Consider the following 19283-nt stretch of genomic DNA (forward strand, 5'->3'; position numbering starts at 1 on the left):
GCTTGACCTGCCGACGATGTTTGTTATAACAAACAACAAAATGGGAGGAAACACAACCATGCAAAAAGTCGCCGCGATCGCCCTGGCCTGCGTGATCTCGCTGCTTCAGGCGCCCGCCAGCCACGGTCAATCGAGCTTTCCCCAGCGGGACATCACCTTCGTCGTGCCATGGAACGCGGGCGGCTCAAATGACGTCGCGGCTCGGGCGCTCGACCCGATTCTGCGCGAACATGGGATCAAGATCGTCATCGAAAACGTCGTCGGCGCGACCGGCGTGATCGGCATGCGCCGGGTCGCGAGTGCCGCGCCGGACGGTTACACGCTGGGCATGGGGACCAGCTCGACGCTGGCGCTGATGGCGCAGGGCAAGGCGCCGCTGACGAATGCGCAATTCACCCACATCGCGCGCGTCTCGACCGATCCGCTGATGCTCCTGGTCTCGACCAAGGCCGAGCAGAAATCGCTCGACGACTTCATCAAGTACATGAAGGGCAATCCCGACAAGGTCACGATCGGCACCCCCGGCAATTACAATCTAAACCACATCTTCGCCTTGATGACGGCGCGCGCGGCGGGCGTGAACTTCGTCAACGTGCCCTACACCGGCGGATCGAAAGTGGTGGCCGACCTGCTCGGTCAGCACGTCGATTCCGGCGTGTTGAAGCCCTCGGAAACACTTGGCCAGATCCAGGAAGGCCTGCTGAAGCCGATCGGCATCTTCGCCAATGAGCGGCTGGAGATGTTTCCGGACGTACCGACCTTCAAGGAAAAGGGCTACGACGTCTTTCCCTATGGCCCCGTCGTCCAGATGGCTTACGTCGTTGGTCCGGCAAACCTCCCCGACGACGTCCGCACCAAGCTGATCACCGCGTTCCGCGCCGCCATTCAGGACCCGCGCTTCAAGGAATTCGCCAAGAAGAACGTGTTCCTTGTCGACGACATGACCGGCGATGCGCTGACCAAGGAAGTCGACAACGTCGCAGCCACGTTCGGCACTGTGGCGTCACAGGTCTTTCCGAAGGAATAGGCGGGTCCGGCGGAATCGCGGCTCTTAATCCCAACACTCTCCAACCAAGGTTCACGCGCTTGTCCATCAAGAAGATCACCTGTCACGTCGTCGCCGCTCCGGTGCAACGTCCCTTCACCTCCTCGCGCGGCTGGCTCTACAAGACGCGCGGCACCTGCCTGGTCGAGATCGAAACGAATGACGGCATCGTCGGCTGGGGCGAATGCTACGGCCCATCGGCGGTCGCAAAAGCCTTTATCGAGACCCAGCTTGCCCCGCGCGTGATCGGCCACGATCCGTTCGACGTCGAGGTGATCTGGGAAGACCTCTACAACCGGATCAAGGATTACGGGCCAAAGGGCATGTCGATCGCAGCCATCAGCGGCATCGACATCGCGCTCTGGGACATTATCGGCAAGGCCTGCAACAAGCCAGTGCACAAGCTGATCGGCGGCGCCTTCCGCACCGAGGTCGACGCCTACGCCACCGGGCTCTACTTCACCGACATGGACCGGCTGGTCGATGAAGCCGTCGAGGAAGCGACGGGTTACGTTGAGGCCGGCTTCAAGGCGATCAAAATGAAGATCGGGCTTGGATCGATCAAGCGCGACTTCGAGCGCGTGAAAGCCGTACGCGAGGCAATCGGCTCCGGGATCAAGCTGATGGTCGACGCCAATCATTGCTTCACTGTGCCCGCTGCGATCCATCTCGGCCGCAAGCTCGAAGACCTCGACATCGAGTGGTTCGAAGAGCCCATCTCGCCGGAAGACATCGACGGCTATGTGGAGGTTTCGCGCGCGCTCGACATGGCAGTCGCCGGCGGCGAGAACGAATTTACCCGCTGGGGCTTCCGCGACGCCATCGTGCGCAAGGCGATGGACATCGTGCAGCCGGACGTCTGCGCGGCGGGCGGCATCACCGAATGCAAGAAGATCGCGACACTCGCTACAACGCATGGCGTGGAATGCGTGCCCCATGCCTGGGGTTCCGCAGTCGGCCTTGCCGCCACCATCCACTTCCTGGCATCGATCCCGAACCAGCCGCCGAGCCTGTTTCCGATGCCGCCGATGCTGGAATTCGAGCAGGAGGAAAACCCATTTCGCGACCATCTGGCGGTCGAACCGATCGTTCAGGTCAAGGGCAAGGTCGCGGTCCCGACCGGCGGGGGGCTCGGCATCGAGATCGATCGCGGCGTGATCGACCGCTACCGTGTGGCGTGAATCGATGGTCCGTTCATGAAATTCGTCACCTTCACCGAGCAAGGCTTTTCGCGCGCCGGCGTGCTACTGGGCAACAGCACCGGTGACGCCGATGCGATCGTCGATCTGGCGCATCCGGCGATGCGCGAATCCCTCGGCGGCGCGGCGCCGCAGATGCAGGCCCTGATCGAGGCCAGTCTGCCCAAAGTCGTGGAACGCATTAACGTGCATGGCCTTGCGGTAGCGGCACGGCTTTCGCGCGACGCGGTCACGCTGATGGCGCCACTGCCGGCGCCGCGGCGCATCTTCGGCGTCGCGCATAACTACCGCGACGCGCTGGCTGAGCGCTGCATGGCGCCACCCGAGCAACCGGTACTGTTCATGAAGGCACCGCGGACGATCATCGGGCCGGAACAGCCCATCGTGCTGCCGGCAACGATTGGCGGCGTCACCTACGAGGCGGAACTCGCGGCCGTGATCGGCACGCGCGCCGAGAACGTCAGCAAAGAGCGCGCGCTCGATCACGTCGTTGCCTATGGCTGCTTCAACGACGTCAGCGCGAGCGAGATCATCAAGGCCGACGGCCATTTCGACCGCGGCAAGAACTACCCGACCTTCGGCCCCTTCGGACCATACCTCGCCTCCCGCGACGAGGTGCCGGATCCGCACGCGCTCACCGTGACACTGAAAGTCGACGGCCGCACGCTGCAGTCCGGGTCAACAGCGAACATGCTGTTCGATGTCGCAGACCTCGTCTCCTATCTGTCGCGGCAACAGGCCCTCGAACCCGGCGATATCATCGCCACCGGCACGCCGGCCGGCGTGGCCGGGCTGCACAAGCCACCAGCGTGGCTCAGGCCTGGCTCGACCGTCGAGGTCGAGGTCCAAGGACTCGGCCGCCTGCAAAATCCAATCATCGAAGGGCCTGCGCCAGATGCCTGAGAAACCTGTCGTCCTCTTGACCAACGCCATGCATCGCGATGGCGAGGCACTTCTCACCCCACACGTTCGGCTGATCGTCGCGTCGGACACCAGGCCGGAGACGCTGCGCCAATGCGCCGCTGACGCCGACGGCATCATCGTGCGCGCGAAATTGCCCGACGACATCGTCGATCACGCGCCGCGCCTCAAGGGTATCGTCCGTCACGGCGTCGGCCTCGACTTCATCCCGGTCGCAGCCGCCACGGCACGCGGCATCGCGGTTGCGAACCTGCCCGGGAGTAACACCAGCGCGGTGGCCGAATATGTCATGTCGGCCTTGATGCATCTGCGCCGGCCGTTGCAGCGCGTGGATGCGCTGATGCGCGCCGAAGGCTGGGCGACCAGCCGCGCGATGGCGGACGGCCTTACCGAGTTGAGCGGAACGACGCTCGGCATCCTCGGCGTCGGAACGATCGGGCGCCGCATCGCCAACATCGCGAGCAACGGTTTTGGAATGACTGTGCTCGGCACGTCGCGCCGGAAGGGATCGCTGCCGCCTGATGTCGAGGAAGTCACGCTCGTGGAGCTGTTCGCGCGGAGCAACGCCGTGGTGGTCTGCTGCGCATTGACCGACGAGACGCGCAGGCTCGTCAGCCACGATCTGCTGGCGCACATGCGGCCGCAATCCGTCCTCGTGAACGTCTCGCGTGGCGCCGTGGTCGACACGCCCGCCATCATCTACGCGTTGCGGTCAGGCAAGCTCGCCGGCGCTGCGCTCGATGTGTTCGATGTCCAGCCGCTGCCGCCCGACGATGCACTGTTCGATTGTCCCAACCTGCTGCTGACGCCGCATACCGCGGGGATCACCGCCACGAGTGGCCGCGCGATGGCGGTTGGCTCGGCCGAAGAAATGCTCCGAATCCTGCGCGGCCAGCAGCCGCTCAATCTCGTCAATCCCGAACACAAGACGGTCTGAGGTTTCAAAATGCGTATCACATCGATCAAGGCGGTCCCGATCTCGTATCCCGTGCCGCGGGGCCAGAACGTCCGGTTGGGCATCGGCCGTGCCGTGAAGCGCGACGCGGTGTTGGTCAAGGTCACGACGGATGAGGGCCTCGTCGGATGGGGCGAAGCCCATCACGGCCGCTGCCCCGGTGCGATCGCGAAGCTGATCGACACCACGATCTCCGAACTGGTCGTCGGTATGGATGCGATGAACGTGGTCGGGGTCTGGCAGCGCGTCTACCAGATGCAGTTGGCGAGCCACGGCATGGGCTACGCCGCCGCGATGGCGCTCAGCGGCCTCGATCTGGCGCTGTGGGATATCCGCGCCAAGGCAGCAGGCTGGCCACTGTACCGACTGCTCGGCGGCGCCTCAAAGCCGATCAAGGCCTATGCGGGCGGGATCTCGCTTGGATGGCAGGCGCCGGAGTCGCTGGCGCAGGAGGCGCTGGGCTACGTCGCGCAGGGCTACAGGGCGATCAAGCTTCGCGTCGGCGACAATGCGCGCGACGACGTAGCGCGTGCCACGGCGGTCCGCGAGGCGGTCAGAGACACCATAGAAATTCTGGTCGACGCCAACACCGGCTATACGGTCGATGACGTGCGCCGCGTGATGCCGGCCTATGACGAGCTAGAGATCGGATGGCTCGAGGAGCCGTTCCCGGCGCAGGATTATCGTTCGTACCGGACCGCCGCCTCGCTCGGCTCGACGCCGCTGGCGGCCGGCGAAAATCATTTCACGCGCTTCGAATTCACCCGCCTGATCGAGGATGGCGCCGTCAGCTTTGTGCAGCCGGATCTGTCCAAGACCGGCGGCGTCACCGAGGCGATGCGGATCGCCGGGATGGCCTATGCGTGGAAACTGTCCTTCAATCCACACACCTCCGCGACCGGCATCAACATGGCGGCAACCATCAACGTGCTCGCGGCCGTCGATGCCCCCGGCTATTTCGAGGGCGACGTCGCCAAGCACAATCCGTTCCGCGACGAGGTCGGCGGCGTCCCGTACACGCTCGACGCCGAAGGTTGCGTCAAGCCGTCTGAAACACCTGGCCTCGGGGTCGAGATCAACGAGGCTTTCATCAACGCGCATCCGCTGATCGAGGGCCCCTGCTATGTCTGAACCGCTGCAGGCTGAAGTCAAATCGCGCGCCATGCGTCTTGCTTACTTCGCCTGCGGCGCGTTCCTGCTTCTGTTGACGAGCGCGGCCTCCGCGCAGACCCCGGTCGCGCCTGCAACAGCCGATCCGGACACCTACCCCAGCCACACGATCCGCTACATCGTTCCCTATCCACCCGGCGGATTCAACGACACGCTGGGCCGGATCGTGTCGCAAAAACTTCAGGAGGCATGGGGCGTTCCCGTCGTCGTCGAGAACCGGCCGGGTGGCGGCACGCTGATCGGGACCGACGCGGTCGCCAAATCCGCACCCGACGGATATACACTGCTCGCGTGGCGTTTCCGTTCGGCTCCAACCCAAGCATTTACAGGAGCCTGCCTTACGACACCGTAAAGGACTTCACGCCGCTGATTTTTGCGGGTCAGACGCAGAATCTTCTCGTCGTGAGACCCGCCATGCCGATCCATTCGGTCAAGGATTTCGTCGACTACGCCCGAAACAATCCGGGCAAGGTCTCTTACGGGTCCACGGGCATCGGTTCGTCGAACCACCTCTCAATGGAGTTGTTCAAGAGCATGACCGGAATCGATATCGTGCATGTCCCCTACAAGGGAAGCGCACCGATGGTGAACGATCTGCTTGGCGATCACATTGATGCGGCGTTCGACAATACGCCAAACGTGCTGCCGCAGGTCAATGCCGGCAAGTTGCGCGCGCTCGGCGTCAGCAGCACGGCACGCTCGACGCTTACGGGAAGCGTTCCGACGGTTTCGGAAGCCGGCGTTCCCGGTTACGAGGTCACCGTCTGGTTCGGCATCGTCGGCCCCGCCGGGATGCGGCCGGAGATCGTCCGCAAGCTGAATTCAGAACTGAATGCGATCCTCGGGATGGACGACGTCAAGCGTCGATTCCAGGATCAGGGCGTCGACCCCGTTGGCGGCTCACCCTCGCAATTCGCGGATCACATTCGCAGCGAGATCCAGAAGTGGGCCAAGGTCGTGAAGGACGCCAATATTCAGCCGGAGTAAGTTTTCGTTGCACGTCACTGTGTTACTGCGCTTCGCTCGAACGGTTTATTCTCGGCGATGAACCTTGCGGCCAGCACCAGAGCGCCCATCGAAAACTCCTTTCCATGCGCGGCGATCATCCGCTCGGAAAGCTCCGCCAGTTCCTTGAAGAACTGGTCTTTGCTTTCGGCTTCATTTGGCGATCGAGTAGCTGTCATGATTTTCCTCCTGATGATTGCGGCACGGCTCTCCGCCTGCAGCCAGATCAAGCCGTTTAAACCGGGTCCGGTTATTTGAAAACGTTCGGCGGAAACGTCACGATCGCCGCCTCCCCGTCGCTTGTTCCAATTGCAAGATGCTGACCATCGCGGGACCATTGCAAGGCGTGGACAGGACCTCGACCGGGCTGTTTGACGACCAGTTCGTCGGCTTCTCCGATCCTTGCGACAACGACCATGCCGTCGCCATAACCTGCTGCGACCAGCCGACGCTCCGGGTGCATATCCACCGCCTCGACGAGGACAAATCTGGCGCGGCCGGTCGCGAGGTTGACCGGCTGTTCGCTGGCGTCGTCGAGGCTGGAAACGTCCCATGCGATCATCCGATAGGCTCCGCTCGTAACAAGGACGCGAGAGTCTGCACTCCACGAAAGAGACGCAACGCTCGTGGGATAGCCAGGAATCCGGACGATCCGCGCATCGGCAAGGCGCAGCAACACAATGCCCGTTTTTGCGGCTGATATGGCCAACCAGCTTCCGTCGGGGCTCCATGACAAGGTTGAGATGGAGCCTAACTCGAATGAGGCCGCCGGCTCGGGTCGTGGCCCGAAGGCACGAATGAGCAGACAGCCGTCGACTCCCATCGCAAAGCGCCGACTATCCCGTGATACGGCGATTGCCGATGCATTTCCTCCCGCACGCTCCTGGAGCCAGCCGACGTTGCCATCGGAGTCATAAGATATGACCGACCCGCCAGAGGCAGCCAGGATGCCGCCAGCCTGCACCGGCGCTACGAGATCAATCGGGGAACCATGATTTGCGGCTAGCTGTGTGACACCGGATGCCGACACGCTGAACAATCGGCTGCGATCACTTGCGATGAAGCCCGAAGTCCCGAGCGGGGCGAGATGAAATGGAGCATCACTGATTGCGACTTTCGTCAACGGTGGCACCGGTTTCCGTCGCGGTGAAATCGTTGCCCGGCCTCCGTCGAGCGCGATACGACAGCGATCCTGCGGCGGCTCGATGTCAGTCAGGGGAGCTATCGCCAATGCACCATCGGCGAGCGCGAACGCAACCATCTGTCCCGCGGGGTCGAACGCCACACTGGTAACGGGCGCGCCCAAAGTCCAGTGCCGTCCAAGCAATTCATAGAGCGTTGCGGTCTCTGCTTCCATCGTGTCCATCGATCGCCTCACATTCGAATGCGCTCACCTGCGGCGGCAATCCACCCGTCCAGTTCTTCGAGGCGTCGCTCCAGCGCGGCGCAATGAGCATCGCATACCGCCATTTTGGCATTTGCGTTTTGCAAACGTCCACGCGCGTCCTCGAGGGCCGCGGCGAGCGCATGCGAGGCGCCTGTCGCCGCAATCTCCCGCTCGATCCGCTGAATCTCGAATTCCGCCCCGCCGCCAAGCTGACGGTTCAGAAGATTGCGCGATTGCGCGGACGATATCTCCTGAACGACCAGCAACCGCTGCTTCAGCATTTCCACAAGCGTCGGAGAATCGCCACTCATGAATCCGTCTCGATCTGAACCAGGATTCGCTGCAGGCCACCGACACCGGACACGAAGTGTTGCTGCGCATCATTGATGTGAGATTGCAGCGAGTCCCACAGATCGACCCTCAGCAACCGCGCCGGATCGCCGGCCATCGTCTCCAGCGTCCGCAGGCCGAACTGATGCCGCAAGCCGATACCCTGCAAGACGAAATCGGTCAGCTCGCGTGCATGCGTTTCGATGAAGGGACGCAGTAGCGGATGTGCGCCGTAACTGATGCCGCGCCTTGCAAGTTCGGTCTCGATGAACACGACGAAATGCCGAACCAGGAGATTTTGGCTTTCGCCGATCAGGTGCACCATGAAGGTCACGTCGCTGTCCGCGCGCGCAAGGATCTGCGACGCCACCGTCGCCGCCGCGACCGGCTCTCCTTCGCCCTTCTGTTCATCCCAGACAGTCGGCATGCCTGGCCCTATCCTCAGGTCCGCGAACGGTATTGATGCAATTTGCGATACAGCGTGGCACGCGAAAGCCCCAGCTTTTCGGCGGCGGCGGCAATGTTGCCGCCAGCGTTTGCGACGGCCCTCTCGATGGCCCGACGCTCCATCTCGTCGAAGCGCGCGATCTCGTCGCCTCCCGACGCTGGGTCATGCTCCGCCGGCGAGCGCGCCGAGGGTGTCTGAGCCGCAGCTTCCCGGAAATCCTCCGGCAAGTCCCTGGGGGTGACGATGCCGGTGAGCGTCATCAGCACAAGGTTCTCGATCAGATTGCGCAGTTCGCGAACGTTTCCCGGCCAGCTATAGCGCCGCAGCAATTCCATCGTGGCTGCCTCGAAACGCAGCGGTTCGGTGCTATAGGTCGCGGCGAACTGTCTATTGAAATGATCGATCAATATCTCGACGTCGCCCAAGCGCTCGCGAAGCGGCGGGATGATAAATTTGACGACACCGATCCGGAAATACAGATCTTTTCGGAACCGTCCCTCCGCCACTTCCTGCTTCAAGTTCCGATTGGTCGACGCTACGAGCCGGACGTCCACCGGGCGCGGCTTGCTCTCACCGAGCCGGTATACCGCGCGCTCTTCCAGCACGCGGAGCAGATAAGGCTGCAGATCCAGTGACATCTCGCCTATCTCGTCGAGGCTGAGCACGCCGCCATTGGCAAACTCAAACCGTCCAGGCCTCCCCTCGCGCGTGGCGCCGGTGAAGGCGCCTGGCGCATGGCCGAACAATTCGCCGCCGAGAAGCTCTTTCGATACCGCACCGCAATTGAAGGCAATGAAGGGCTCCTTACCCGTCTTCTGGCTGGCGGCGTGAACCAGGCGCGCAAATAGTTCCTTGCCGACCCCCGTCTCGCCCTCAAGCAGAATTGCCGTCCGGCCAAGCGCCGCCCGCTCAACCTTCTCGACGGTTTGCAGCAATGCTTCACTGCATCCGACAATTGCTTCCTTAGCCGACATGAGTGCCGCGTGGGCTACCGGCGACATTTGGAATGCGGCAGGATTCACGCGCGGCCTCGATGCGAGCACCAGCATCGCGCCCTTCACCACCCCGTCGACCACCAACGGCTCGATCCGCTGCTCGCGCAGTTCCTCGGGCAGTCCATTCGCAAGCTCTCTAGCCAAGAAGCCCTCGCTGCTTGGGATTAGCTGCGTTCCGATGCTCAAGTCCTGCGACTGCGCAATCCGCCGCCAGCGGACCGACGCCATGTCGTTGTGATGAACAACCCTGCCGAACCGATCAAGAATTACGACGCCGTCAGCGCTGTTCATCCCGGGCATTCGAGAAATGCTCGCCTCGAGCAGCCGCATTCTCTCGATGCGAATCTTTTCCGAGAGCGCAAGTTCGATATGATTGGCCGCGACGACCGCCAGCGCCACATTATGCCGGTGAAAGATCGCCTGGGGTCCGGAAAAATCGACGATGCCGATAATGCTGCCGTCGATCGGACTGCGAATGGGACTGCCGACGCAGGTCCATGCCTTGATGCCCTCGGAAAAGTGCTCGGCCGCATGGACATGAACCGGTTTTCCGGTGACGAGCGCTGTGCCGATGCCGTTGGTGCCGGTGATCGTCTCGCCCCAGGCGGCGCCGATTTCCAGGCGAATATCGTGGCCCGCATCAATCGTCCGCTGATCGCCCCCCACGTCCAGCACGACGCCATTGCTGTCGGTGATGACCACCATCGTGGCCGCGTCGCCAAGCACCTGCGCGACGCGGCGAAAGGTCTCCGCGCTCGAATCAAGCAAGTCATCATTCTTCAAACGCAGTTCGTAAAGATCGTCCGGCGAGGCGACGAGATTGCTGCCGTTGCCATGAGCATTGACCCCGGACTTGACACTGCGCTGCCAAGAGTCCTCGATGAGGCCTCGCACCGGTGCGTTCTCACGCCTGAGGTCTCCGAACGTCAGAAAGTTTTCCCACGCCCTGTTGGTTTCTCGCTCATCGTATGGCCGCCCCTGCTCCGCGTCCGTGGCGCCCGGAACTTTGTAGCCTTCCAGGGAGAACGGCGGCTTAGCCATGAGCGTTTCCGTCAGCATTGGAGCACCATACGTACGTTGGCAAACAGCAACCCGATCGGCAGAAGCGACCTGAATCGGACCTAATCGGGATCGTCATCCCCACAGGTTCGGTTTACGGAGATCATTCGACGCTTTTGGCGATCGCATCCAACCCGAGACGGCGGGCGATAACCTGTTCCAGGCGCTCCTCGGACACCTCGTCGGGCACACTCACTCCCTCAAGGTCGGCGAGGACCTTGCAGAGCTCCTCATCCAGCGGATCGAAGATTCCGTTCTCGCGCGTGGCCAGAGCGAAGTATCGCGCTTGGCCCTTTCCGCGCAGTTCGCCGACAAAATGGAGTTGTCGCCCCGATGCGAGATCAGCGATCACGACACGGCCGTTAAGACTGATCCGTACATAGGGTTCCATCTCTCTGGGGCGGCCTGGCGGCGTCAACCAGAGCTTGCCCGATGGCTGGGGCTGCGGAACAGGGGCGGGATTGCGCAATTCCTGCCAGCGCCCAGCCGTCAGATGATTGGCGATCGCGTCGATCTTGGTGCGGTTCTTCTGAATGAAGTCCTTCGCCGCCACCTCTTCCCGGTGCGGACCGTCGCGCTTGGAAATGATGTGGACCATGTTTTCCTCCCGCCCCGGTTGGTCGGATGGCCGTGGAGGTTGTGCATCACCTCCTTCGGCTCACGCCGGAGCTCTTAAGATTGTAGCCCGTTCTCGATCGTTGTCACCGTCCAATCGTTCGATCCCAAAGCCCTCATGCACGCCCAAGCTTCTCTGCCCCTCCGCCCAGTGCCGGTCCCTGTGTCGGATCGAGGTGCTCCGGCACGTCGGCAACAAGCGTGTTGGTGGTCAGCACCAGCGTGGCGACGGAAGCCGCGTTTCGAAGCGCGGTATAAGTCACCCGCACCGGATCGACGATCCCTGCTGAAACCATGTCGATGAAGACACCGTTCGCGGCATCGAATCCGACGCCCGCCGGTGCGCTCAGCAGATCGGCCACGACTTTCTCCGCATCATAGCCCGCGTTCCGGGCGATGAATGCGGCGGGACGGGATAGTGTTTCGCGCACCAACTTGATGCCTTCGCCGAGGTCGCCATTGACGTTGCCGAGCGTACGCACGACCACCGGCGCGCACTGCGCCAATGCGGTGCCGCCACCCGGCACGATGCCCTCCTCGGCTGCAGCACGCGCCGCACTGAGCGCATCGTCGATCAACTGGATCGTCCGTTTTTGCTCGACGGGCGTGACGCCACCCGCAAGGATCACAGCCGTCCCGCCTGAGAGCTTCGCCAGCCGCTCCTTGAGCTTGTCCTGCTCGATGTTGGGTGGTGCCAGATCATGTTGCTTGGCCACCTGCTGGCGCCGCGCCGCGATCGCCGCGTCGTCGCCACCGCCGCGAATGATCACCGTTTCGCGCCCACTTGCCCGAACCTGCCGCGCGGTTCCGAGATCGGCAAGGCTGGTTTCTTCCAACTTGCCACCAAGCTCGCGAGCGATTACCCGTCCCCCTGTTATAATGGCGAGATCGTCCATCATCGCCTTGCGCCAGTGGCCATAGTCGGGTGGATTGACCACCAGCACCTTGCCACGGTTGCCATCGCCAAGCAGCGTAACGACGACTTCGGGCGCAACCTCTTCAGCGACGATGACAAGCGGCCGCCCGGTCGGGGCGACCGCCGCGCGCACCGCCGACAGCTCGCCCGGCGTTTTGATTTTCAGGTCGGTCAGAAGGATGTAGGGCTGATCCAGCACCACTTCCATCTTCTCGACATCGGTCACCATGTGGTGGGAGATGTAACCGCGGTCGAACGACATGCCTTCGACGACTTCGAGCGTCGTGCTGGTCGTCACCCCGTACTCGGAACTGATGATGCCGTCCTTGCCGACACGCTCCACCGCCTCCGCGATTAGATCGCCCAGATGGGAGTCGGTCGACGCGATCGTCGCCACCGCCTGCAGCGTCTTGCGGTCCGACACGCCAATTGCCGAACTCTTCAGGGTCTCGACAACGACCTCGACGGCGCGATCAATACCCTTGCAGAGATCAACCGATTTGGCGCCGCGCTCCAGGGCTGCCACCCCGCCTTGAATCAGGCCGTTTGCGAGCACCATCGCCGTTGTCGTACCGTCGCCGGCGACTGCGTTGGTCTGCATCGAGACCTCGCGCACCACCTGCGCGCCCATGTTCTCGAAGCGGTCGGGCAATTCGATTTCAGACGCGATGGTGACGCCATCGCGCGATACGATGGGTGTGCCAATCGGCCGGTCGACCATCGCGTTCATGCCCTTGGGACCGAGTGTCGATTCGACCGCGGCGGCGAGCTTCTGGACTCCGCGTGCGAGAGCGCGTCGGGCCTCTATGTCATGCAGCAGAACTTTCGGCATAGCGTTTTACTCCCACGTGGTCGTCTCTTGTTTATATGCTGGGGCGGACTTGCTGACCGCTCCCGCTATTGGCACCAGCAAGCCGCTTGCCTCATGCAAGCGCCGCGGAATTCTCGGCCGTCACGGGCGGCTCGACGGACCGCGCGGCACAGCCACTGCCGCAGCCTCCACACGGCGCCGCGTCGACAGGAGTCCGTCCCGCGCTATTCCCTTCGGGTTCGCGATAGCGCGCCGCAAGAAGACCTCTGCACAACGAGCTATTGAACTCCATGTTGATGCGAACCCCCCGCAACCGCTGCAGATATGAGGCGAGTTCGTAGCGTTTGATGGAGCACCCGTCATAGGTAACGAAGGCCTGATCGCCGGGCAGCCAGGCAAGGCGCCGTTCAACCAGAAGCTCGCGATAGCGCGGCTTCTGGTGCGCGGCCTCCTCCGTGTCAAACTCGACCTTGTCGTAGGTGCTCAAGTTCATCTGACAAATCGCCTGGTCGTCATAACCGGCCTCGCGCAACGCTAATATCATGACCTCCTGGCGTCGCTCGAACGCCTTGCGGCGGAACTTCTCGCGCACCTCTTCGAGCGACCCTCCGGAGGCAAAGTCCCTCAGGGCGTCGCCGAATGATCTGCCTTCGCTGACGCCACGATTGATCTCCTCCGCGACCATGTGATCCCGGAGCTGCGGCCGCGCCTCGCGAACCCACGGCAGCGAGGAAACCGCCCGACGCATGTCGTCGGCCATGAGGAACGCGAAGTTCGCCGAGCACCAGTAAGTCGGCAACCGAAAGACGATATCGACCCCGCAATTATCATCGAGGGTGACACGCTCAATAAATCCAAGCTCGGTGACCGACTCGTCCAGCTCGGGATCGGTGACCAGCGCGAGGCGTGCCCACACCTCGCGGGTCCTTTGGTCGTGATGCAGAAGGACAGCGTCCATCGTTCTCACTCCGCCGCGGTCGCGTGCGCGCTTCCCACCAGCTTGCCCTTCTGCGCCTCGACATCAACGCCGTAGAGGCGCGCAGCGTTGAGGCCAAGGATCTTCCTCTTTGCCTGCTGCGTCAGATCGACACCGTGCTCCTGCTTCAGATCGTCGGGCAGTTCGAAGTTCCAGAATTTTTCGACGAGCCAGCGAGGCGTCCAGATTGCGTAGTCGCTGCCGAAAAGGAGTTTGTCCTCGCCGACCCAGAACAGCAGCTCGCTAATCACCTCGGCGAAATAACGCGGACGGCCGTGGATGAACGGCAGCGCCACCGCGAGGCCACCATAGACGTTCGTCTCCTGCACCGCGATCCAGCAAAAATCGTCCAGCCGTGGCAGGCCGCAATGCTCAATTATGAAATTGAGACCCTGGAAGTCGGTGGCGGCATGATCGACGTCGTGAACATCGAAAGCATCCTTGTCCAAGGGAATGATGGTCGGCCCCTTGTGAACATGGACATTTATAATGCCAAGTTTTTGGCAAAGCTCGAGGCAACGATAGGCGTTGGGATCCGTGAGCTTCCAGCCTCGCGACTCGCCCTTCCATTCGGCCGTATAAAGCTTCACGCCTTTTATGCCGAAAGTCTCCTTCATGTAGTGAATATACTCGAGCGCCCGCTCGCCATCGCGCGGGTCGAAGGCGCCGTTGACGATAAAGCGATCCTTGTACTTCTTCGCCATCTCGGCGTTGCGATCGATGGTGTTAAAGCCGTTCTTGTAGAATTCCGTCAGATAGGTCGACTGTACGATGGCCATATCGTCCGGGCCGTCGACGAACAGATCGTGATACATCTGCTCGGCGCTGTACTTCTCGAACTGGTCCTTGGGCCAGAGCTTGTCGGGCGGGCTGAGCGAGGTGTGGTAGGTGTAGAAGCAGTCAATGAACTGCTTGCCGTGAATGTTTCGCTGGTTCGCCGGACTGCCGTCCCAGAAATGGGTGTGCCCGTCGATGACGAAGACTTCCTCGCCGGTGGGGGTTATGAACATGATAATCTCCAAGGTTTTGCCAAGTGCTTTACGTCAACGTCGGGGACGGCCGATCGTGCAAGAATGAGGTGGAGCCACAACCGTCCGGATGTGGTCCACCCCAGGCTCGGGAGTTGAAAGAGTTCACTCGATGTATTCGAAGACCTCTTCCATATTTCCGAACAGCGTCACCGTGTTGTCGTCGATGCGCACCATTCGGCCATAGTGGGTCGAGGTATTCACTTCGAAGATCTCGGCCGTCATGTCTTTCCCGAGAATTTCGCTGATTTCATCCATCTTGAAGATCAACTTGCCCTCGCCGTCGATGCGGATCAGGGCCGGCTGATAGGTCACGGTCACGTTCGGCTTCTTCGCCATGAATTCGGCGATGGCGCGCGCTTCCACGCTGTCATTCATCGTGACGCCGCACTGATGAGAAATCGTCTGGTCGAAGACGATGTCTCCCATCTTCTGGAAGATGTTCTGGTTGGTCGCAGTTCTGGAAGCAACGGACATTGCAATTTACTCCTTGGGAAGGACGAGGCCGAGCTCGCCGAGGATCTTCTTGATGCGTTCGACCGACTGTGCGCGGGCGTCGGCGTACTGCACCGGCTTCGAGTGCGGCTGCGACCAGATCGGCTGCAGGCCGACGGCCGCCTTGTTGGCGAGCGCCACATGCTTGTTCACCCAGCCCTGGAACAGGTTCTTGTTGTGGGCAGCATGCTGATTGTCCGTCACCAGAAGATGCAGCAGGTCGATCGTGTTCGCGAGATTGCGCTCATAGTCGGCCTCTGCGGCCGAAATGACCGACGGCGTGATGAAGTCGCCGTTGGACGAGGCCACCTGCATCAGGAAGCCGCTACGGAACAATTCGCCGACAAGCGGCTCGAACACGATGTTGGTGGCAAAGTACTGCTCGAGATAGTCGGCCGAACCCATGATCGATTCGACCGCTTCCCGGGTGCCTTGCCAGCCCTTGTCTTCCAGCCAGGTGCGCTTGCCCGCCGTGTCGTCGAAGCCCGGAATGTCCATTCCGATCTCGGCGAGATAGAGCGTGATATCCTGCGCAAGGCGAAGCTTGTAGGACGAGTTGGTCAATGTCGCATTGTTGATCATCTGCGTATAGCCATAGCGCTGAGCCTGCATCAGCGACGTGCCGAGACCGAACTCGACATGTTTCCACGCGCCGAGGTGGTTTTGCAGAATCTTGACCCACGCTTTGTTGAAAGCCTTCGGCGCGCCGGACTTGCGGCCGTTGGCGATCACCGATTGAACCATGCCTTCGATCTTGGACTGACGCTGGTAGTGGGTGCGCTCCCACTCCTGATCGGGAGCACGGAACGCATGCCAGTTCGAGCTCAGCGCCGCAGTATTGTCCTTGGTGTAGGCGCCCTTCCCGTTGGGGAAGGAGATGATCCAGTCCTGCAGCAGGTAGCGTTCCGGATCCGGCTGCACATCGACGGTCACGTCCTCGTAGTGCGTCGCCCGCTTGCTGCGTGGCTCGAAGTATCTGTACCTGCGGCTGTCCGAATCCGGAAACACCGCAGCGCCCGCTGCACCGGATCCCACTGAAACAATTGGAACTGCAGTCATAGTCTTCCTCCTCCCATTGGTGGCTTGCACTAGCTGGACCGGCATTCGGAAAGCCTCAGTTGGCGGCCGGCGTAAACTTGTCGAAAAAGATGCGATCCGATTCGACATCGTTCATCTGCAACACCGGCGTCAGCGCCTCGATCATCGGCGATGGTCCGCAGGCATAGACGTCGACGTCTTCCCCGTATCCCGAGTTGCGCAGGTGTGCCCCGACCGCTTCGTGCACGAAGCCCTTTTCCCCGCGCCAAGTCGTGTCATCGGCCGCGTGAGAGAGGACGGGCACAAACGTAAAATCCGGATGCTTTGCCGAGAGTTCTGCAAAGCGATCGAGGTAGAAAAGATCGTTTTGCGTCCGGGCTCCGTAGAAGAAGCGCACCGGACGTACTTCTCCGGAGTTGATGTGATCGTGGAGGATCGACCAGAGAGGCGACATTCCCGATCCGCCCCCGACCAGGATCACGGCTCCGTTTCTGTTTTCTCGCCGGAAGCAGGTGCCGTAAGGTCCCCTGACCCCGACTCTGGTTCCGACGGCGAGGTCTCCGTCGAGCTGGGAGGAGAAGCGTCCGTTCGGGTACTTCTTGATGATGAATGCGAGCTTTTGGCCTTCGAGCGGCGAATTTGCCATGGAAAACGAGCGCGTAATCGTCTCTGCCCCCGAGAGCGTGATGTCGACATATTGACCCGCCCAGAACTTCAGAGGTTGGTCCAGCGAGATCTCGAGGTGTCTGATGTCGTGGGTTAGCGCGGCGACGCTCGTGACTGTGCCTGTGAAGTCCCTGACCGGGATCGATTTCGACAGCACCTCTTCGTCATAGTTGAGGAGCTCTACTTCAAGATCCGAGTAGGCCAGCGTCCGGCACAACAGGATGTAATCCTGACTGCGCTCCATCTCGTTGAGGGCGAACGTCGAGTATTTCTTCAGCTCCACATCGCCTTCGGTAAGAACGCATTTGCACGCGGAGCACTGTCCCTCCTTGCAACCATGCGGCAACGCGATGCCCTGGCGGAAGGCGGCGTCGAGGACGGTTTCGTTCTCCTCGACCTCGAATTCTATGCCTACCGGATGCAGGCGAACGACATTAGCGGGCGCGCCCATAAGGCCTCCTCGAACCAAGGCTTGCAGATCTTCGGGGATTGATCGGGAAGGAGCCAGCCGGAGCTGGCTCCCTCCTGGCTGCTTAGTTGCAGGGATTGATGGTGAATCCCTTCCGATACTCGGCGAGATGCGCCTCGCGATCGGCCGGGCTCATTGCGCGCAGTGCCATCAGCGGGCTCTTCAGCGTGTGGCCGCGGAGGTCGTCAAGCGTCCACATCTCCTTCTCGTCGAAGCGCAGGTGTGGCTGCGGCACCAGCGTCCTCCCGTCGGTGCGGACAAAGCCGAGATCCTTGATCGCGTCGGCGAGGTCCCAGCCATCGTAGCAGCTTTCCCATTCGCGCCGTCCGCTGAACCGACCCATCGCAGGCGTCGGCCGTCCCTCGTACTCGCCGGCGAATGCCTGCGCGACAGTCCAGCGATCCAACTCGTGCGCGAAGGTATAGAGCTGGCCATCGATCTCGTCGGTGACGATGTCCTCGCGGATCAGGCAGGGCACAAGGCACGACCAGCAACGATGCGGATAGACGTAACCGACATCGCTGTTGAAGAGGATGTTGGTCTGGCCGCGATGCGACAGCTTCTCGTACCATTTCCAGAACTCGCCGAACTGGGCGTACCAGCCTGGATATTTATGCTCGAACCACTCGAAGTCCTTGTCGGTCTGAGCTTCGATCCGCCAGAAGTTCACCGGCCAGCCGACCGCGAAGAATTGCGCGACCCTGTGGACGTAATGTTTCTCGGTCAGGCGCTTCCAGGCTGTCTGGACGTCGTCATGATGGATCTTGATGCCGTATTTCTCGAGGGGCAGCATATAGGTGCGATAATAGTCCTCGAAGATCCAGCGATGCCACATCTCCGCATAGGACTCCTTGTTCTTGTCGCGGTTCGTGGTTCCGTACTCGATGAAGGTTCCGATCGCGGCATCGACGATCGCGTGGTTCTGCCAGAAGGCATAGCGCAGATCCCGCTCGATCAGCAGATGGTTGTCGGGCTCCTTGAGCATGGACATCAGCATCGAATGGCCGTTGCCGATGTGCCGGCTTTCATCCGACTGCACGGAAAGGAACACGGTCGGAAGCGCGTAGTCGCCGTTGCGGGCGGCCTCGGACGGCATCGCCACGAACAGCGTGTTCGTAAAGGCGGTCTCAGCCACGACGGTCAGATAGATGTTCGCCGAAGTGATTGCGTCACCGGTGATGAAGCCCTCACCGAACTGACGGCCGATCGTGGTGGCATAGCACTTGCCGAACGCCTCTTCCGTGATATCGAACCCGGCCGGATCGATGTAGTTCTCCATGTACCACTTCTTGAGGTTCATCTGGATCGTCGAGTGTCGGAACTCGTCGACCATCTGCATCGTGAAGCCGGTGCGAAGATCCTCACCCGGAGCGAGACGGCCGACCATGGCCATCGAGCGCGCCGCCGAGATCTCGGGGAACGGGATGATCGCCAGGAACAGCTTCATCCACTCGACCCATCGCGGCTCGACGTTGCGGAACATGTCGCCGCGCAGAGCCGCATCGAGCGCGCCGTAGACGCGGTTGTCCTTTTCTTCCTGCATTGGGAAATAGGAGCGAAGGACCTGCTTCATCGGATCCTTCGGCGCTTTCGTGATCTTGTAGTCCGTGGGGAAGGTCATCGCCTCCTGTACGTAGGAAGGATTCCAGCCGAGATCTGCAATCTTCTTTGCAGCTTCACCGACAGAAATGCCGCGCTGGGCGGTAATCTTGTTGAGTGTTAGCGTTCCAGACATCTAGTCTATCCTCCTGATCG

The 19283-nt window shown here is 61.5% G+C and carries 19 protein-coding genes and 1 pseudogene; 7 read left to right on the plus strand and 13 right to left on the minus strand.

What is annotated here, in order from left to right:
- Positions 1-58: 58 nt before the first annotated feature.
- The 6 genes and pseudogenes from CWO89_RS05420 to CWO89_RS05450 all read left to right on the plus strand — a co-directional run bounded on the left by CWO89_RS05420 (position 59) and on the right by CWO89_RS05450 (position 6277).
- Entirely contained in the window at positions 59-1027 is a 969-nt protein-coding gene (locus tag CWO89_RS05420; RefSeq protein WP_130577610.1) for a Bug family tripartite tricarboxylate transporter substrate binding protein, read from the plus strand.
- A 59-nt stretch (positions 1028-1086) separates the two neighbouring features.
- Positions 1087-2226, plus strand: coding sequence for a mandelate racemase/muconate lactonizing enzyme family protein (locus tag CWO89_RS05425; protein WP_130577611.1), 1140 nt, complete (start codon positions 1087-1089; stop codon positions 2224-2226).
- 15 nt (positions 2227-2241) lie between these two features.
- A complete protein-coding gene (locus CWO89_RS05430; RefSeq protein ID WP_130577612.1) occupies positions 2242-3147 on the plus strand; it encodes a fumarylacetoacetate hydrolase family protein in 906 nt (301 codons plus the stop codon).
- Positions 3140-4102, plus strand: a complete 963-nt coding sequence (locus CWO89_RS05435; RefSeq protein WP_130577613.1) for an NAD(P)-dependent oxidoreductase — start codon at positions 3140-3142, stop codon at positions 4100-4102. The genes CWO89_RS05430 and CWO89_RS05435 overlap by 8 nt, the downstream gene beginning before the upstream one ends.
- Positions 4103-4111: 9 nt before the next feature.
- The gene (locus CWO89_RS05440) at positions 4112-5251 is read left to right on the plus strand and encodes a mandelate racemase/muconate lactonizing enzyme family protein (protein ID WP_130577614.1); all 1140 of its coding nucleotides are present in this window, start codon (positions 4112-4114) and stop codon (positions 5249-5251) included.
- 31 nt (positions 5252-5282) lie between these two features.
- A pseudogene (locus CWO89_RS05450) lies at positions 5283-6277 on the plus strand (Bug family tripartite tricarboxylate transporter substrate binding protein).
- A 14-nt stretch (positions 6278-6291) separates the two neighbouring features.
- Here the strand turns inward: CWO89_RS05450 and CWO89_RS05455 are convergent.
- From CWO89_RS05455 to CWO89_RS05510, 12 genes are all read right to left on the minus strand, one after another.
- Positions 6292-6525, minus strand: coding sequence for a hypothetical protein (locus CWO89_RS05455; RefSeq protein WP_245475742.1), 234 nt, complete (start codon positions 6523-6525; stop codon positions 6292-6294).
- A gap of 20 nt (positions 6526-6545) precedes the next feature.
- A complete protein-coding gene (locus tag CWO89_RS05460) occupies positions 6546-7661 on the minus strand; it encodes a WD40 repeat domain-containing protein (RefSeq protein ID WP_130577617.1) in 1116 nt (371 codons plus the stop codon).
- 8 nt (positions 7662-7669) lie between these two features.
- Complete coding sequence (locus tag CWO89_RS05465) at positions 7670-7993, minus strand: hypothetical protein (protein WP_130577618.1); 324 nt, start codon at positions 7991-7993, stop codon at positions 7670-7672.
- A complete protein-coding gene (locus CWO89_RS05470) occupies positions 7990-8439 on the minus strand; it encodes a hypothetical protein (RefSeq protein ID WP_130577619.1) in 450 nt (149 codons plus the stop codon). The genes CWO89_RS05465 and CWO89_RS05470 overlap by 4 nt, the downstream gene beginning before the upstream one ends.
- A 14-nt stretch (positions 8440-8453) precedes the next feature.
- On the minus strand, positions 8454-10496 hold the full coding sequence (locus CWO89_RS05475; RefSeq protein ID WP_245475743.1) for a sigma-54-dependent Fis family transcriptional regulator: 2043 nt from the start codon (positions 10494-10496) through the stop codon (positions 8454-8456).
- A 121-nt stretch (positions 10497-10617) separates the two neighbouring features.
- On the minus strand, positions 10618-11112 hold the full coding sequence (locus tag CWO89_RS05480; RefSeq protein WP_130577621.1) for a hypothetical protein: 495 nt from the start codon (positions 11110-11112) through the stop codon (positions 10618-10620).
- Between the two features lie 133 nt (positions 11113-11245).
- Positions 11246-12877, minus strand: a complete 1632-nt coding sequence (locus CWO89_RS05485; RefSeq protein ID WP_130577622.1) for a molecular chaperone GroEL — start codon at positions 12875-12877, stop codon at positions 11246-11248.
- 91 nt (positions 12878-12968) lie between these two features.
- Positions 12969-13814: a metal-sulfur cluster assembly factor gene (locus CWO89_RS05490; protein ID WP_130577623.1), complete on the minus strand. Its 846-nt coding sequence runs from the start codon at positions 13812-13814 to the stop codon at positions 12969-12971.
- 5 nt (positions 13815-13819) lie between these two features.
- Positions 13820-14842, minus strand: a complete 1023-nt coding sequence (locus CWO89_RS05495; RefSeq protein WP_130577624.1) for an amidohydrolase family protein — start codon at positions 14840-14842, stop codon at positions 13820-13822.
- 123 nt (positions 14843-14965) lie between these two features.
- The gene (locus tag CWO89_RS05500) at positions 14966-15337 is read right to left on the minus strand and encodes an MmoB/DmpM family protein (RefSeq protein ID WP_130577625.1); all 372 of its coding nucleotides are present in this window, start codon (positions 15335-15337) and stop codon (positions 14966-14968) included.
- 6 nt (positions 15338-15343) lie between these two features.
- The gene (locus CWO89_RS05505; RefSeq protein WP_165421014.1) at positions 15344-16414 is read right to left on the minus strand and encodes an aromatic/alkene monooxygenase hydroxylase subunit beta; all 1071 of its coding nucleotides are present in this window, start codon (positions 16412-16414) and stop codon (positions 15344-15346) included.
- 55 nt (positions 16415-16469) lie between these two features.
- Positions 16470-17468: a 2Fe-2S iron-sulfur cluster-binding protein gene (locus CWO89_RS05510; protein ID WP_245475746.1), complete on the minus strand. Its 999-nt coding sequence runs from the start codon at positions 17466-17468 to the stop codon at positions 16470-16472.
- Between CWO89_RS05510 and CWO89_RS47600 the strand changes: the two genes are divergently transcribed.
- Complete coding sequence (locus tag CWO89_RS47600; RefSeq protein ID WP_245475749.1) at positions 17397-17552, plus strand: hypothetical protein; 156 nt, start codon at positions 17397-17399, stop codon at positions 17550-17552. The genes CWO89_RS05510 and CWO89_RS47600 overlap by 72 nt on opposite strands.
- A gap of 40 nt (positions 17553-17592) precedes the next feature.
- Here CWO89_RS47600 and CWO89_RS05515 read toward each other — a convergent pair whose 3' ends face one another.
- Entirely contained in the window at positions 17593-19263 is a 1671-nt protein-coding gene (locus CWO89_RS05515) for an aromatic/alkene/methane monooxygenase hydroxylase/oxygenase subunit alpha (protein WP_130577628.1), read from the minus strand.
- Positions 19264-19283 lie beyond the last annotated feature (20 nt).

Source organism: Bradyrhizobium sp. Leo170 (assembly GCF_004296405.1).
GTDB lineage: Bacteria > Pseudomonadota > Alphaproteobacteria > Rhizobiales > Xanthobacteraceae > Bradyrhizobium.

What these genes read in the sequence shown, in the direction of transcription:
- CWO89_RS05420 (WP_130577610.1), top strand. Translation starts at nt 59, where the DNA reads ATGCAAAAAGTCGCCGCGATCGCCCTGGCCTGCGTGATCTCGCTGCTT.
- CWO89_RS05430 (WP_130577612.1), top strand. Translation starts at nt 2,242, where the DNA reads ATGAAATTCGTCACCTTCACCGAGCAAGGCTTTTCGCGCGCCGGCGTG.
- CWO89_RS05435 (WP_130577613.1), top strand. Translation starts at nt 3,140, where the DNA reads ATGCCTGAGAAACCTGTCGTCCTCTTGACCAACGCCATGCATCGCGAT.
- CWO89_RS05440 (WP_130577614.1), top strand. Translation starts at nt 4,112, where the DNA reads ATGCGTATCACATCGATCAAGGCGGTCCCGATCTCGTATCCCGTGCCG.
- CWO89_RS05460 (WP_130577617.1), bottom strand. Translation starts at nt 7,661, where the DNA reads ATGGACACGATGGAAGCAGAGACCGCAACGCTCTATGAATTGCTTGGA.
- CWO89_RS05465 (WP_130577618.1), bottom strand. Translation starts at nt 7,993, where the DNA reads ATGAGTGGCGATTCTCCGACGCTTGTGGAAATGCTGAAGCAGCGGTTG.
- CWO89_RS05470 (WP_130577619.1), bottom strand. Translation starts at nt 8,439, where the DNA reads ATGCCGACTGTCTGGGATGAACAGAAGGGCGAAGGAGAGCCGGTCGCG.
- CWO89_RS05475 (WP_245475743.1), bottom strand. Translation starts at nt 10,496, where the DNA reads ATGGCTAAGCCGCCGTTCTCCCTGGAAGGCTACAAAGTTCCGGGCGCC.
- CWO89_RS05480 (WP_130577621.1), bottom strand. Translation starts at nt 11,112, where the DNA reads ATGGTCCACATCATTTCCAAGCGCGACGGTCCGCACCGGGAAGAGGTG.
- CWO89_RS05485 (WP_130577622.1), bottom strand. Translation starts at nt 12,877, where the DNA reads ATGCCGAAAGTTCTGCTGCATGACATAGAGGCCCGACGCGCTCTCGCA.
- CWO89_RS05490 (WP_130577623.1), bottom strand. Translation starts at nt 13,814, where the DNA reads ATGGACGCTGTCCTTCTGCATCACGACCAAAGGACCCGCGAGGTGTGG.
- CWO89_RS05495 (WP_130577624.1), bottom strand. Translation starts at nt 14,842, where the DNA reads ATGTTCATAACCCCCACCGGCGAGGAAGTCTTCGTCATCGACGGGCAC.
- CWO89_RS05500 (WP_130577625.1), bottom strand. Translation starts at nt 15,337, where the DNA reads ATGTCCGTTGCTTCCAGAACTGCGACCAACCAGAACATCTTCCAGAAG.
- CWO89_RS05505 (WP_165421014.1), bottom strand. Translation starts at nt 16,414, where the DNA reads ATGACTGCAGTTCCAATTGTTTCAGTGGGATCCGGTGCAGCGGGCGCT.
- CWO89_RS47600 (WP_245475749.1), top strand. Translation starts at nt 17,397, where the DNA reads ATGCGGCAACGCGATGCCCTGGCGGAAGGCGGCGTCGAGGACGGTTTC.
- CWO89_RS05515 (WP_130577628.1), bottom strand. Translation starts at nt 19,263, where the DNA reads ATGTCTGGAACGCTAACACTCAACAAGATTACCGCCCAGCGCGGCATT.